Origin of the sequence: Spartinivicinus marinus, assembly GCF_026309355.1 — a bacterium.
Lineage (GTDB): Bacteria > Pseudomonadota > Gammaproteobacteria > Pseudomonadales > Zooshikellaceae > Spartinivicinus > Spartinivicinus marinus.
Genome location: NZ_JAPJZK010000001.1, coordinates 5,780,985 through 5,796,981 on the forward strand (window position 1 = coordinate 5,780,985; position 15,997 = coordinate 5,796,981).

Annotated in this window: 7 protein-coding genes; 5 read left to right on the plus strand and 2 right to left on the minus strand. The window is 43.2% G+C overall.

From position 1 onward, the window contains the following. The first annotated feature begins 1 nt into the window (after window position 1). The gene (locus OQE68_RS25640) at window positions 2-9,601 is read left to right on the plus strand and encodes a non-ribosomal peptide synthetase (protein WP_180570799.1); all 9,600 of its coding nucleotides are present in this window, start codon (window positions 2-4) and stop codon (window positions 9,599-9,601) included. A 117-nt stretch (window positions 9,602-9,718) separates the two neighbouring features. Next, complete coding sequence (locus OQE68_RS25645) at window positions 9,719-11,119, plus strand: MFS transporter (protein WP_180570800.1); 1,401 nt, start codon at window positions 9,719-9,721, stop codon at window positions 11,117-11,119. A 120-nt stretch (window positions 11,120-11,239) separates the two neighbouring features. Here OQE68_RS25645 and OQE68_RS25650 read toward each other — a convergent pair whose 3' ends face one another. Then, window positions 11,240-12,610, minus strand: coding sequence for a DegQ family serine endoprotease (locus OQE68_RS25650; RefSeq protein ID WP_219340183.1), 1,371 nt, complete (start codon window positions 12,608-12,610; stop codon window positions 11,240-11,242). A 388-nt stretch (window positions 12,611-12,998) separates the two neighbouring features. On the opposite strand from OQE68_RS25650, the gene OQE68_RS25655 reads away from it, so the two are divergent. Then, window positions 12,999-14,081 carry a 3-deoxy-7-phosphoheptulonate synthase gene (locus tag OQE68_RS25655; RefSeq protein ID WP_180570801.1) on the plus strand — a complete coding sequence of 361 codons (1,083 nt, stop codon included), beginning with the start codon at window positions 12,999-13,001 and terminating at the stop codon, window positions 14,079-14,081. A gap of 114 nt (window positions 14,082-14,195) precedes the next feature. Here the strand turns inward: OQE68_RS25655 and OQE68_RS25660 are convergent, their stop codons facing one another. Next, the gene (locus OQE68_RS25660) at window positions 14,196-14,507 is read right to left on the minus strand and encodes a hypothetical protein (RefSeq protein WP_180570802.1); all 312 of its coding nucleotides are present in this window, start codon (window positions 14,505-14,507) and stop codon (window positions 14,196-14,198) included. Between the two features lie 207 nt (window positions 14,508-14,714). Here OQE68_RS25660 and greB point away from each other — a divergent pair, with 207 nt between their 5' ends. Continuing rightward, window positions 14,715-15,221 carry a transcription elongation factor GreB gene (gene greB / locus OQE68_RS25665; RefSeq protein ID WP_180570803.1) on the plus strand — a complete coding sequence of 169 codons (507 nt, stop codon included), beginning with the start codon at window positions 14,715-14,717 and terminating at the stop codon, window positions 15,219-15,221. Window positions 15,222-15,411: 190 nt separating this feature from the next. Next, window positions 15,412-15,690 carry a hypothetical protein gene (locus OQE68_RS25670; protein WP_180570804.1) on the plus strand — a complete coding sequence of 93 codons (279 nt, stop codon included), beginning with the start codon at window positions 15,412-15,414 and terminating at the stop codon, window positions 15,688-15,690. Window positions 15,691-15,997 lie beyond the last annotated feature (307 nt).

A 15,997-nucleotide genomic window follows, 5' to 3' on the forward strand; every position in this document is an offset into this window, starting at 1 on the left:
AATGTACTCAGGTAAACAAACAAAAAAATCAGCCATTGCAAAAAGTAAACTTGATCAGCTTTCACCAGAAAAACAAGCGCTGGTGAAAAAGCTGCTGGCAAAGAAAAAACAGCAACAAATAAAAAGTGAGATTATTACACCTCGCAATCAGACCGATGAGCCACTTCCGTTGTCATTTGCCCAGCAACGACTGTGGTTCGTCGATCAACTTGAGGACTCAAACAGTCATTACAACATGCCTTTAGCCTTACAGCTGGAGGGAGCGCTCAGCTACGATTGGTTGGTAGCGGCATTGACCACTGTGATTTGCCGCCATGAGAGCTTACGGACAGTTTTCAAGAGTCAGCAGGGGCAGGCTTACCAGCACATACAGCCAGCGCCAGCCCAGTTTTCCTTGCCTATGGTAGATCTCAGTGAGATGACTGAAGCACAACAAGTGGATGCGATTGCGCATTATCGCCAGCAAGAAGCTGAGCAGCCATTTGACCTGAAACAAGATCTGATGTTAAGGGGTAAGCTGCTGCAGCTCGCCGAAAATAAAGCTATTTTACTGCTCACCATGCACCATATTGCTTCCGATGGTTGGTCTTTTGGGGTGTTAACGGAAGAGGTCAGTCAACTTTACCAAGCGTACTACTCGGGTCGTAACAGCCCGTTAAGCCCTCTTCCCATCCAATATGCCGATTATGCGTTGTGGCAAAGAAAATACCTATCTGATCGGCTACCCCAGTTACTTAATTACTGGAAAGCGCAACTAAGGCGTTTACCCGCACTTCATGCACTGCCCTTGGACTATTCTCGGCCAGCGGAGCAACGCTATCAGGGACAGGTCATTCAATCTCACATTAGCCAGGCTACTTGTGAAGGCCTAAAGGGCTATTGCCAACACAATGAAGCGACTTTGTTTATGGGGCTTCATACTGTGTTTGCGATGTTGCTGAACCGTTACAGTGGAGAAGCTGATATTGTTGTTGGCACCCCTGTAGCTAATCGAGATAACTCAGCATTAGCACCACTGATTGGCTTCTTTGTCAACACGGTGGTGCTTCGAGCTGATTTATCTTCAGACCCAAGTTTCACAGCGCTCTTAGCTCAGTGCCGGAAAACCGCATTAGATGCCTATGCACACCAGCAAGTACCCTTTGAGCAGCTGGTAGAGGAACTTCAGCCTGCTCGTGACATAAGCCATCACCCGTTGTTCCAGGTAATGTTAGTCCTGCAAAATCATGAAGAAGGCACGCTAGACTTACCGGGATTAAACATTACTTCGCTCCCTGAAGAGTGGAATATTGCCAAGTTTGATTTAACCCTAACGGTAGAGGAAAACGCATCAGGGCTCACACTTGACTGGGAGTACAATACTGACTTATTTACAGCTGCTACCATTATGCAGCTTGCACAACACTTTACCCAATTACTGAACGCTGTTTTGACGGCTCCAGCAGTACCTACCTCCCAGCTCACTCTGTTAACAGAGGCAGAGTATCTGCAATTGACCAACACCTGGGCCATGCCTCACCACCCGGTGGCACAAACAGACTGTATTGCCAGCTGCTTTGAAGCACAGTGTGCGAGTACCCCCACCGCCATTGCCGTTTACCATCAGGCCCGTTCACTTAGCTACGAGATGCTGAATCAGCAGGCCAATCAGCTAGCCCACTACTTAATTGAGCAAGGCGTTGTGCCTGATACTGTCGTTGGCTTTTGCCTTGAGCGCTCAATCGACATGGTGATCACCATGCTAGCTATTCTCAAAGCTGGGGGCGCCTACCTGCCGTTGGACCCACACTACCCAGAAGCCCGTTTACAGTACATGTTGACTGACTGTGCAGTGACCTACCTCATCACTCAGCAACCGCTGCAAGACCAGCTGCCATTGTCAGGGCAGTCCGTGTTATGTCTGGATGCACCTGCGGTAATGGCCCAGTTAAGCAACTATCCAGTGACGAACCCAAAACAGCAGTCGCTTACTTCCAGCCACTTGGCATATATCAACTACACCTCTGGCTCAACTGGTCAACCCAAAGGGGTGCAGGTTCCCCATATGGGAGTGATGCGTCTGGTCTGCAATAACCCGGTGGTCCCTCTAAGCCAAGCGACAGTCATGTTGCAAGCCGCATCGGTTGTATTTGATGCCACTACTCTGGAAGTGTGGGGGCCTTTACTCAATGGAGGCCAGTTGGTTTTATATCCCTTTGATACGATGGATATCCCCCAGCTGAAGGAGGTTATTCACCAGTATCAGGTGAATATCCTCTGGCTAACAGCTGGACTCTTTGATCAGTTTGCGGCCCTAAGCACCACCCCTCTGCCTTCACTACGCTACTTGTTAACCGGTGGCGATGTGGTCTCACCGGCCTCTGTCGTGCGGTTTTATCAGCAATACCCCGCCGCCAATTTGATCAATGGTTATGGCCCTACTGAAAACACCACTTTTACCTGTTGCTACCCCATTCCTGCCGACTGGTCCAGTGACCGCCCAGTACCCATTGGCTTTCCGATAAACCAAACAGAAGTGTACGTGTTGGATAAACATCAGCAACCAGTTCCATCAGGTGTTGTGGGTGAGTTATACACGGGTGGTGCTGGCTTAGCACGAGGCTATTTAAATCAACCAGCGCTTACCACAGAACGTTTTATCCCTCACCCTTTTCGTAATAACAGTGCTGATCGCCTCTATCGAACAGGGGACTTGGTCCGCTGGCTGCCAGACGGCGCCCTAGCCTTTGTGGGAAGAGTTGATCAACAAGTAAAGCTACGAGGGTTTCGTATTGAGTTAGGGGAAATTACCGCTCAACTGCTCACTCACCCTGTTGTGAAAGAGGGGGTAACGGTATTACGAGAAGACCAACCTGGCATTCAGCAGCTGGTGGCTTATGTGGTGGCCGAAGGTAACCAGGTCTCGTGCAGTGAGGAAAGTCTGCTGCAAGTACTGAAACAAAAGCTTCCAGATTATATGGTGCCTGCAGCGGTGGTAGAGGTTGCAGCACTGCCCTTAACCCGTAATGGTAAGGTAGATCGTAAAGCCCTGCCTGCACCTAGCTACAGTAGCAAAGCAAATAAGTTTGTTGCACCCAGAACTAGCACAGAGGTAACACTGGCTAGCTTATGGCAGCAGGTATTGCAACGCGAGGAACCTGTGGGGGTTGATGATAATTTCTTCCAACTTGGCGGGCACTCGTTGTTAGCCATTCGGCTGAGTGCATTGTTGGCAGAAACCTTAGGTACAACCTTGACAATAAAACAGCTGTTTACCCATCCAACCCTTAGCGCACTGGCTCAGTTGATTGATCAGATGCCACAAAGCACCAGCCCACTGACTATTCCTGTTGCGCCTCGAACGGAACAGCTACCCCTGTCTTTTGCCCAGCAACGGCTATGGTTTATTGACCAAATGGAGGGAAGCAGTGCGCATTACAATATGCCGGAAGCGCTACATCTATCAGGGGAGTTGAACCGAGCAGCGTTAGCCCAGGCACTGACCACTATCCTAGCTCGTCATGAGAGCCTGAGGACCCAACTACACACGGAGAATGGCCAGGCTTATCAGTCTATTCAACCGGCCCCTAACACAATCAACTTACCCGTTACAGACCTAAGTCATTTAGGCATAGCGACTACCGAGCAGACAAACAGGCTAGAGGTGTTGATTCAGGCTGAAGCTGAACAACCCTTTGATTTAAGCCAAGACCTGATGCTACGGGCTCAGTTAATTCAGCTTGCGCCAGAGGTTCACTTGTTGCTCATCACCTTGCATCATGTAGCCGCCGATGGTTGGTCCATGTCCCTGTTGATCAATGAGTTAAATCAGCTGTATACCGCTTACCATCAAGGATTACCCAATCCATTACCGGCACTGGCCATTCAATATGCGGATTATGCTCAGTGGCAGCGCAACTACTTACAGGGTGAGGAGTTGATGCGCCAGCTAGGTTATTGGCAAACACAACTAGAAGGTCTCCCAGAAGTTCACAGCTTGCCCTTGGATAAACCACGTCCGGCGGTACAAACCTTTCAAGGCGCTGTTTATCAACAAACCATTGCAGCGGATATCAGCCTGCCCTTTAAAGCCTTGTGTTTACAGCAAGATGCCACCTTATTTATGGGCTTGCATGCAGCCTTTGCCATCATACTCAGTCGCTACAGTGGTGAAACCGATATTGTGGTGGGTACTCCAGTGGCTAATCGGGAGCAGCCAGAAGTGGCCCCGCTGATAGGTTTTTTTGTGAATACCCTAGTGTTGCGAGCTGATTTAACCGATAACCCCATTTTTACCGACTTGTTAACCCAATGCCGTGAGCGAGCCTTGGGGGCTTATGCTCATCAACAGCTGCCCTTTGAACAGTTAGTCGAGACTTTACAACCGACTCGCAAATTAAATCATCACCCTTTATTTCAGGTGGTCATTGCATTACAAAATAATGAGGAGCCACCAATTGAATTACCAAATTTAACGGTGTCTTCAGTTAATGTCCCTGCAACCGTTGCGAAATTTGATTTAACACTAAATATTGAAGAAAGTAGTCAAGGGTTTAAGCTTGCCTGGGAGTACAACACCGATCTATTTATTGACTCAACAATTAAACGCTTAGCTAGAAGTTATGAAACACTTTTACAGAGCATTGTTTCGAGCCCCAATGCCCGTTTGTCTCAGCTGAAATTATTAACTCCACAGCAAGAGCATCAGCTTTTACATCAGTGGAATAAGCCACCTATAGCATTATTGACTGATTCGTCAATTCATCAGTTATTTGAAAATCAAGTGACGAAGACGCCAAATAATATTGCGGTGGTTTTTAATAATCAGCAACTGACTTATACTGAGTTAAATAAGCGCGCCAATCAGTTAGCCTACTATCTACTAGAACAAGGTATCAAACCTGGTGAGTTAGTCGGTCTCTGTTTGCACCGTTCTATTGAGCTAATTGTAGCAACCCTTGGTATTTTAAAAGCAGGTGCTGCCTATATTCCTTTAGACCCATTTAGTCCTGAAGCACGCTTGGCTTTTATGTTAAATGATAGTCAGCCTCGCCTATTATTAACTGAAAGTTCACTGACATCTGTATTGCCTAATGTCGATGATAACATTATTTGTCTGAACAATATCGCCGAACAACTTTCACAGCAACATGAAAATAATCCTTTTGTTCATGTTCAACCCAATGACCTGGCTTATGTGATTTATACCTCCGGCTCCACTGGCCAACCCAAAGGGGCAATGTTAGAGCATGGTGGTTTACTTAATTTAATGGCGGCTCAGCAGGTTGTTTTTAAGTTAACCGAAAACAGTCGTGTATTGCAGTTTGCATCATTTAGCTTTGATGCTGCTACGTGGGAATGGACAATGGCTCTGACGTCTGGAGCAGGCCTCTACTTATTCCCACAAGCCGTGATTCAGTCAGCGGAATGCTTATCAGCAGCGGTTCGCCATCATCATATTACCCATGCATTGCTGCCCCCTGCCCTACTAGCAGCACTTGATAAAAAAGACTGGCTATCAGTAACCACGTTAATAGTGGGAGGTGACCGTTGTTCTCAAACCCTTGCCGATGAGTGGTCTATTGATCGCTACTTTTATAATGCTTATGGGCCAACGGAAACAACCATCTGTTCAACCATTGACTCTTACCATCCTGCAACTCGTCAGCTAACGATCGGGGAGTCACTACCTGGTATTAAGGCATATATTGTAGATCATGATCTCAACCCTACTCCCATTGGCGTAACAGGTGAGTTATATATTGGTGGTCAAGGGGTTGGTCGAGGTTATTTAAACCGTCCGGCATTAACTGACGACAAGTTTATCCCAGATCCTGTTGATCCTTCAGCAGAAAAACGAGCCTACCGAACGGGTGATTTAGTGCGTCGTTTAGCTGATGGTCGAATTGAGTTTGTAGACCGTGTGGATTATCAAGTAAAAATTCGCGGTTTCCGCATTGAACTCGGTGAAATTGAATCACGTTTAGCGACTCACCCTGAAGTCAATGAAGCACTCGTGGTTGTAAAAGAAGATGCTCAGCTAACAAAACGACTGGTGGCTTACTTTACAACGCATCAAGTTCCTTTAGATAAAGCCGCTTTGTTAATAAGCTTACATAATCACTTAGCGGCACAGTTACCAGAGTATATGTTGCCAGCAGCCTATTCTAGGCTTGAGCAGTTTCCAATGAATGTGAATGGCAAAGTTGATCGAAAAGCCCTGCCTGAACCAAGTTATCAACAACCATCTGAAAATTATACACCACCTAAGACCGAGCTTGAAACCACCCTAGTCAAGGTATGGCAAACGGTTTTAAATATTAAACAAATAGGCATATACGACAACTTCTTTACGATTGGTGGAGACTCTATTTTGGCTATCCAGGTAGCATCGATGGCACTTAAGGCAGGTATCAAGTTAACCACTCGCCAGATTTTTGAGCATCAATGTATTGCTAACCTTGCCAACCAAGTAGGTTTCACCAAAAACATGGTAGAAAAAGCGCAACAGCAAGCCGTCATGGGAACCCAGCCCTTGCTGCCTATTCAACACTACTTTTTGGCGGGTGATCAAACAGACTTACACCATTTCAATCAAGCTGTGATGGTTAGGTTATCTGATAACACCAATAAACAACAGTTGTTGGCTATACTATCAGCCCTATATGCGCGTCATGATGTATTTAGACTAAGCTTTAAACAGTCTGGCGCAAGTTGGGAAGCAAGCTATCATGATATTTCCAGTGAAGATATTGCTCAATCAATTATAGAGAATGACTTAACGCATTTTACTCAAGAAAACTATGTCGCTGAACTGCAACAGCAGGCAAATCATATTCAACGGATATTTGATATAACGCAGACGCCTTTGTGCCGTTGGGTATGGTTTAAAACGCCTAAGGGCACTCCGGATCAATTACTCTGGATAATGCATCATTTAATTGTTGATGGTGTATCTTGGCGAATACTCTTAGCTGATTTCCAAACAGCATTAACCATGACTCATGCAAACCAAACAATTAACTTAGGAGCAAAAACCACGAGTTACCAGGCATGGGGTCAACAGCTAGTGAACTATAGCCTCTCAGATGCATTAGCCGCTGAGCAAGCTTATTGGCAAGCAGCCTGTTCAACAGCAGTCACGTCTTTACCCGTTAAGGCGGTAAAAGATAATCGTTATTTGACCACTCGTGTCGTTGTAGAGGCGCTTGATGAAAGTACGACAATTGACTTACTTAAAAAAAGTCACTTTGCTTATAATACACAAATTAATGACTTATTGTTAACAGCCCTATTGTTAAGTATCACTGGATGGACAGCTGGTCAAAGCATACGCTTAGACCTTGAAGGACATGGCCGTGAATCACTATTTAATGATGTTGACCTTACTGAAACGGTTGGTTGGTTTACTTCTATCTATCCCGTTTGTTTAACAAAATCACTGAGTAATCATTTAGGCGACCAAATAAAAGCTGTTAAAGAACAGCTCCGTGCTGTTCCTAATCGGGGGATTGGTTATGGCATCATCCGTTATTTGAGTTTGCAGCACCTATCAGCTACGCCAACCAATACTGACATTGTATTTAATTACTTAGGGCAATTTGATCAAGCAGCCAGTGAACAAGCGAACCACCAATGGACATTTGACGGCGTGGGAGACTGTATTAGCCTTAACCGACAGAGAGCTTATCTGCTAGGGGTGACCTGTGAGGTGATTGATAATCGGTTAGCCGTGTCTTTTGACTATAACCAAGATCAGTTTGAACTGACGGCAATTGAACAATTAGCAACACAATATATTAAATACTTACAGCAAATAATTAATCACTGCCAACAAGCCACACGAAGTTATACGCCTAGTGACTTTCCTTTAGCAACTATCAGTCAACAATCGCTTGATAAACTTGTCAAGCATTATGGAGAGTTTGAGGACTTATATGACTGCACTAAAATGCAACAAGGTTTACTATTTGAAAGTGAAAAGCTACCTGGGCTTGGCGTTTATATGCCGCAGTTATGCATTCAATTATCAAACCTAACGCCTGCTTTTTTTAAGCAAAGCTGGGAATATGTAGTGGCAAGACAGGCTATTTTTCGTACCGCTTTTGTTCATCTTAATACAACAACGCCCTTACAGCTGATTCAAAAAAACGTTGATTTATCATGGCGAGAGTTAGACTGGTGCCATCTTTCTGGGCGGGAACAGCAAGCAGCATTAAAGGATTTATTGAAACAAGAGCGAATCACCGACTTGTCGTTTGAGCAGGCACCCTTAATGCGTTTTGTATTAATAAAGGAAGCCGATAATCAATACCGGTTTATTTGGACAAAACATCACGCACTGATTGATGGCTGGTGCTTGCATTTAATTTTTAATCAATTATTTAATGTTTATCAACATTTTTCTAATGGGAAAGCCCTCGCCTTAAATAGTCCTCAAGTGACACCTTATCGTAATTATATTGCCTGGTTGCAACAACAAAGCCGAGAGCAAGCGAAGGGTTATTGGACACAGTACTTTTCAGGCTTTAATCAACCCACACTGCTGGTTGCTAATAACAAAGATCTACCAGTTCAATTCAAAGAGCATGTGTTTACCTTATCTAAGACACTCACTTTAGCACTTAATCGCTTTGCCAGTGATTGCCAGGTTACGTTAAATACCCTTATTCAAGGTGTTATTGGAATTATATTGGGACAATACTTGAATAAAACAGATGTTGTCATTGGTAGTACACGTTCAGGTAGACCGGCAGCAATCCCTCATGTGGAACAAATCATTGGTTTATTTATAAATAGCCTGCCTTTGCGCATTCAATTGCCCACTCAAGGCACTAACACTCAAACGTGGTTACAAGCATTGCATACCTCTCAGCTTAACCATGATGAATACTGCTATGCCCCATTGTCTGATATCGCCAGTTGGAGTGAGGTAAAAACAAGCAGTGATTTGTTTGATACGCTGTTAGTCTTTGAAAACTACCCTTCTAGCAACAATGCTAGTCATAGCGAAACGCAACAGCAACAATTAGCAATGGGCCCTACTTCAGGAACAGATGATTTCCATTATCCGTTATCAGTAGTGGTTTTTCCCGAAGAAGCGTTAGAGTTCAGACTAAAATATGCTGCGCCACAGCTTTCACTAGAGGTAATGAAAACGATAGCTGAGAGTATCAAGCAACTGTTATCTGTTATTGTTGATAAAAAGACCACTCGCGTTAACGACTTACTTGTCGTAAATCAAGAGAGTATCAATCAACTTAAGACCTTATTGTTAAAGCCTGACTATCAATCCACCGTAGGCTCCGATCAACTTGCTCAGTCAAACATGGAAAGCTGTTTAACCCATATTGAGCAAATGTTAGCTAATCTATGGTGCGAGTTATTATCGTTAAATGAGGCAAATACTATTGGACCTAAGAGCAACTTCTTTGATTTAGGCGGAAGCTCATTATTCATATTACCATTGCTATCTTTGATTAAGCATACCTTTGAAGTACAGCTCAACATTTCAGAGATCTACCAATATGCTTGTTTGGATGAAATGTCTCATCTTATAGAACAAACGTGTTTAAATGCAAATCAACTAGCTGTGAAAAAACAAGAAGTTGAGCTTATTTAATGTTCTATTTTGTTTAATTGACAGTAATTGTAGGGTTTATCTAAGCCTTACAACTACAAAGATCACTTGCATATTTTTATTGCTAATGCATTGCTTTCGACTTAAAGGAAAATAACGTTGTCGTCACAGGTAAATGAGCATTTTTCTTCAGCAGAAGAAAGTTATGAGCAAACAGAAAAATCAAATAGTAAATATTTTATTTGGTTACTCGTTGCAACCATACCATCAATCTTAGGCACTAATTTGACAGATTTTGCTTTAGGTCAGTGGGTATACCAAAAGTACCAGTCTGCAACCACTTATGGGTTAATTGGGTTTGTCACCCTAGCGCCACAACTCATACTATCACCTTTATTTGGAACAATAATCGATAAATACCCTCGGGTTAAGTTAATGATTATTGGTCACTTAGTGGCAGGGGTTTGCTCATTACTATTACTCATACTTTTCTTTTCTAATACACTATGGCTATGGGCCTTAATTATTTTAGTTGCAGTCGGTGCTATATTTAATGGCCTGGTTTATCAGGTTTTTAAAGTGCTTATTCCTGTTTTAGTACCCAAAGTGCACTTAGGTCGAGCACAAGGTGTAGTGCGTGGTTTGTTTGGTATTATTCAAGTTGTTGTACCTGCGGCGGCAGCTTTTTTATTAGGTAAATTTGATTTAGAGCTCATATTTATTATCGATATTATTACATTTATTCTTGCGATCGTTTTATCTGTCGTCTTAGCTAATTTTTTAGGTGATGCCGATGGAAGAGAAAAACCAAGTCAAAATAATGATGAGCAAAAAATTAATTCGTTTGCTACTTGGAAACAGCATTTTTTGTATGGTGTAAACTATCTAAAACAAAACACTCGACTATTACAGTTAGTATCATTTTTCACTATCGCTAGTTTTTTTATAGGGGTTATTCAGGCTCTATTTACACCGCTAATTCTTAGTTTTACCGACTTAACCCATCTAGGCAATATACTTGCTATCGCAGGTATTGGAACCATTTCGGGCAGTTTAATTATGGGAGTTTGGGGTGGTCTCAACAAACGTGTATTAATGATGTTTATTAACTTTTCAATGCTGGGCGTAGTACTAATGATGAGTATTGGTTTTTTTAGCGCCCCTCATTTATCCGTGACGTTAATTAGCATCATGGTGTTTATCTTAACCGCTTTAGTCGTTATTATCAGTAGTGATTATCAAGTCATTTGGCAAGTCATGGTGCCAAAACATATCCAGGGACGTGTGTTGGGTATTCAAGAGCTCATAGTGAATTTAGCTTACCCGCTAGCACTACTGATAGCAGGACCGCTAGCTGATTATGTATTTATCCCTTTGATGAGTGAGGATGGACTGCTTGCTGTAAACTTCGGTCAGTTTATTGGTGTTGGCCCAGAAGTCGGAATAGCACTCTTGTATTCTATTTCAGGCGTCATGCTGCTTATTAATGTAGTTGGCTTTTCAGTATTTTCTAGGACGTTAACTCTGGACAAGGATGTAGCTGCCCAAATGAGCCGTTAAAAGTCTGGTTCGCTAACTTGCTACTGAAGAGCATTAATGAAGCCCCAGAGTCACTGTTTTACCAGACTCTGGAGGCACGTTTAGGATGGCAAATGGCTTCATGTTCCTCCGCCCTGTTTGTTACCGAATGACTAAGTACAGGGCTGCACCATTCCGGTTAATATATAATAAAACCGAAGACTGGCTTTTTTGCAGTGCCCGATGAAAAGATTCAAGACTAAAAATTCGTTGTTTATTAGCCCCAATAATAATATCCCCTGGCCTTAAACCACTATAGGCAGCTGCAGAGTTAGGTATTAAGGATGCCACAAGAATACCTTCACCATCAGGGTTGTTTTTAAACTGAGCACCTGCAAGCAAGGGGTGCAGTTGGCCACTGCTGACAGTAAGCCCTTCTGGGCTGGCTACAGTAACGGCTACATTTTTTTGCTTACCTTCGCGTAAAATCATGAGTTTTACTTGATCGCCAATGGATTTAATACCTAGCTGGCTACGGAGTTGCCCCGTTGATGAGGTAGTTTCACCATCCACGGCTAAAATAACATCACCAGACTTGAGCCCTGCTGTTTCGGCTGGCGAGCCCTTTGTCACATGGGTAATTAATACGCCCAACTGACCATTGGCTAAGTTAAAGGCTTCCCGCAAGCCTGGAGTTATATCCTGTATACCAACGCCAATTTGGCCTCGTCTCACTTCGCCATGTTTGATAATTTGCATCATACTGGCTTTTGCCATGTTAATCGGGATAGCAAAACCAATACCTACATTACCACCCGCTGGGGCAATAATAGCGGTATTTATCCCGACTAGTTCGCCTTTCAAATTAACCAGGGCACCACCAGAGTTGCCAGGATTAATGGAAGCATCGGTTTGAATAAAGTTTTCATAGCCCTCGATTCCTAAGCCACTTCGACCTAATGCACTGACCACACCTGTCGTTACGGTTTGACCCAAACCAAATGGGTTGCCAATCGCAACAACAAAATCACCCACTTCCAGATTATTGGAGTCTGTCATGACTACTTCAGTTAAATTACGGGCGTCTATTTTTAGTACAGCGATATCCAAATCAGGATCTGAGCCAATGACTTTAGCTTGATAGCTGCGGCCATCAATTAAGGATACCTGTACTTCATCAGCATCTTTAACCACATGGTAATTGGTTAATACAACCCCTTTTTGGGCATTGACAATCACCCCGGAGCCAGCGCTCTGCTGTTGTTTTTTGGGCTGTTGACGATACTGTTTCTGGTCAGGAATATCAAAAAAATGTCGGAAAAAGGGGTCATTTAATAGCGGGTTGTACCGATACTGCAGGGTAGAATAAGTTGCAATATTGACTACTGCTGGATTCACCTGTTTTAGCATCGGCGCTAGAGAGGGATAAGGCTTTCCTGAAGCGTCAACACTAGGAATGGCTCCCAAGGCTAATGGGCTGTAGTAGATAATCGTGAGTAAGATATTTACACTTAAAATAGCCAGCATTCTCATAAGCTGTTTTCCAAATAGCGACAAAGAATCGATACAAAATAGCAATGAAACTCTCTATCAACATTCCATTGTGTTTATTTACATAGTGATTGAGAAAGTCGTTTTCAACAACTGATGGCGAACTTTTTTTAAGATCCTCCCTATCAAATAACTAACAAGTGCAGTAGACAATCATAAACACTGTCAAAATTGACTAACAAATGTGCTGATAAACAGAATTTATCTGTCTCATAACAAATTATTTTTGTCAAACAGCTGATTTTCTTGCAACTTCTCTTACAATAGAAACTGTTGAGGAGTGAATTATAAAGCTACATCAACATACGCAATCACAAATAAGGTTCTTGTTACCCGCTTAGCGGGTAGTTTGTATTTAGTAGGAATTAAAATGTCGGACATTATCATTGATAACCTGAATGTAGAGTCTCAAGATCTACTGGTTACCCCGGAAGAGCTCAAGCAGTCAATAGCACTGACTGAGCAAGCTGCTCATGTTGTCTCTAAAGGCCGTGAAACTATCCAAAACATTCTGGATGGGAAGGACCACCGACTGTTTATTGTTGTCGGCCCCTGCTCTATCCATGATGTAGAAGCGGCTAAGGACTATGCTGCTCGCCTAAAAAAACTGGCAGAAGCTGTACAAGATACCCTTTATATTGTGATGCGTGTGTATTTTGAAAAACCAAGAACAACAACCGGTTGGAAAGGACTCATTAACGACCCTTATTTAAATGACTCGTTTAAAATTCAAGATGGCCTACGCATTGGTCGGCAACTGTTGTTAGATATTGCAGAAATAGGTTTACCCACCGCAACAGAAGCATTAGACCCTATTTCACCACAGTACTTACAAGATTTGATTAGCTGGTCGGCCATCGGTGCGCGTACCACAGAGTCGCAGACCCACCGGGAAATGGCGAGTGGGTTGTCGTCTGCCGTAGGCTTCAAAAATGGTACTGATGGCAGTTTAACAGTGGCTATTAATGCGCTGGAATCTGTTTCCAGCCCACACCGTTTTCTAGGAATTAATCGCCAGGGGCAGGTGGCTATTATTCACACTAAAGGTAACCCTTATGGGCATGTCGTGCTTCGGGGTGGAAATGGTCGACCTAACTATGACTCAGTCAATGTAGCACTGTGTGAGCAAGAGTTACTGAGCCATCAACTACCGGCCAATATTATGATCGATTGTAGTCATGCCAACTCTAATAAGGACCCAGCATTACAACCGTTGGTACTGGATAATGTGGCCAATCAGATTATTGAAGGTAATAAGTCCATTATTGGCTTGATGGTGGAGAGTAATATTGGTTGGGGAAATCAGAAAATTTCTGATGACATGCAATATGGTGTCTCAGTGACCGATGCCTGCATTGATTGGTCAACCACCGAAAATATTATTCTTGAAATGAGAAATAAGCTAAAAGGTGTGTTAGAAAAGCGCTGTCCTTCACCAACCAGTGCAGAGTAACAATATATAGCAAAGCCGCTAGCCCATCTATTTGACTAAATAGCTGGGCTATAGATAGCTGCGTGATTTGTCTAGTTCAGTTGATAAAAAGTGAGCCGGTCAAAGGAAATGAGTTTAAAAGTCAAATGCCAGTTGTTGTGGCTCTAATGCCTCTTCCTGGTCGATTTTTCGACTAGAGGCTGACTTACTGCGTGGCATGTTACTAATTCGGCGATCTAAAATGGCCTTACAAATAGGGCAAACCTTCCCGATCTGAGCACCAGTGAGCACATCCACATAACGTGAATGTTGTAATACTTCAGTGCACAGGGTGCGATCCATCGAGGCTTCTATATCATAGTTAGCCTCCATGAGATGCTTCACGTTATTGTTTAAATCCTGCACTATAAAGTAATCGGATAAAATGGATTGTTTATAGCGTTTCACAGTGGCTACTTCGATCCTGCAAAAAAGGCCTGTAAGATACACTAATTAGGTTTCGTTGAATACATTTTTTTAACAAGTGTCAACGGTTTTAAACGAATACAATACCCAAAGTGTAGGGTTTTTAGGGATGGCTATTGAGTGTCAAATTCCCATAAACTCACAAAGGGTATAAATACAACAGATAAGTTTGGCTACAGGATATACATTATGAGTCGTTATCGCCCTCCTCAGCCGCCAAGCAATCATTATATTACACCTGCTGGCCATGCCCGGTTAAAGGAGGAGTTGGACTATTTGTGGCGAGTTAAACGCCCTCAAGTCACTCAAGCTGTAAGTGAGGCTGCCGCCTTAGGTGACCGCTCTGAAAATGCGGAATACATCTATGGTAAAAAGCAACTGCGTGAAATTGATCGCCGGGTACGCTATTTAAGAAAACGGCTCGATAAACTGGTGGTTGTTGATCAATTACCCAGCGATACCAGTAAAGTCTATTTTGGTGCCTGGGTACAATTAGAAAATGAAGCAGGTGAAGCATTCACCTATCGAATAGTTGGTCCTGATGAGTTTGATTTAAAACAAGGGCTAATTAGTATGGATGCCCCTTTAGCTCGTGCGTTGTTGGGAAAACAATTGGATGATGAAGTGGTTGTAAACACACCCGAAGGTGAACAAACTTACTGGATAATTAATGTTCGGTATCAAGTGCCAGAATAAACTTTTAGCCAGTAAGAAACTTGTGTAGTGTTGTTTGGGTCTAATGAAACATTAAGTGTGATTTCACTCCGTATCCGCTAGCTTTTTGCGAAACTCTAGAGCAGAGATCCCCTGCGGGAAGTTGTCGCATATTAGCCCCCTCTCCCTCTGGGAGAGGGTTGGGGTGAGGGTATAATAAAAAGAGCGAAGCATGAAAACTATTTTAACCAGTATTATCTTGATCAGTTTCATCGCAACCAGTTATGCAGGTGACCCCCCTGTACCAGCGGCAGCTGCCAAAACAAGTCCTGCAGGGTCTTCTCCAGTTGTGGTTCAAGATGACCGGATAGTCGAGATGTTAAAAAAATCCGGCAAAATATCACCCGATGCTAGCAAGGAAGATATACAACAAGCGATACAGCAGTACTTAGAAAAAAGAGCTAAATTAAATCAAGCCAGAAAAAATAAACCGCCTAAAAAATCACCGTAGTTTCCCTGTGGGGTCAAGTCTTACTTTACCACTTATTCTTTCGTATTTAGGAGTATCGTAATGCAGACCTGGCCCCAAATGTTTACCCAGTACCAAAGCTAATAACCCAACCTTCACCGTTAAATAACTGAACTTCAAAATTTACATTCAGACTATATAGTCGTATTTAACGATTCCTTTTTATTTACTTTTAGCGTCAGCTTATTTAAAACAACGTAATGACACTCTCAGCAAAGCGCTGCTTATGGTCATGAAATAACAAAACCGTTGTAAGCAACAGGGTGTTGTGTGCTGTTCCCTTCCCATA

Coding starts and splice junctions, on each gene's coding strand:
- OQE68_RS25670 (WP_180570804.1), top strand. CDS start 15,412: ATGAAAACTATTTTAACCAGTATTATCTTGATCAGTTTCATCGCAACC.
- OQE68_RS25655 (WP_180570801.1), top strand. CDS start 12,999: ATGTCGGACATTATCATTGATAACCTGAATGTAGAGTCTCAAGATCTA.
- greB (WP_180570803.1), top strand. CDS start 14,715: ATGAGTCGTTATCGCCCTCCTCAGCCGCCAAGCAATCATTATATTACA.
- OQE68_RS25640 (WP_180570799.1), top strand. CDS start 2: ATGTACTCAGGTAAACAAACAAAAAAATCAGCCATTGCAAAAAGTAAA.
- OQE68_RS25650 (WP_219340183.1), bottom strand. CDS start 12,610: ATGAGAATGCTGGCTATTTTAAGTGTAAATATCTTACTCACGATTATC.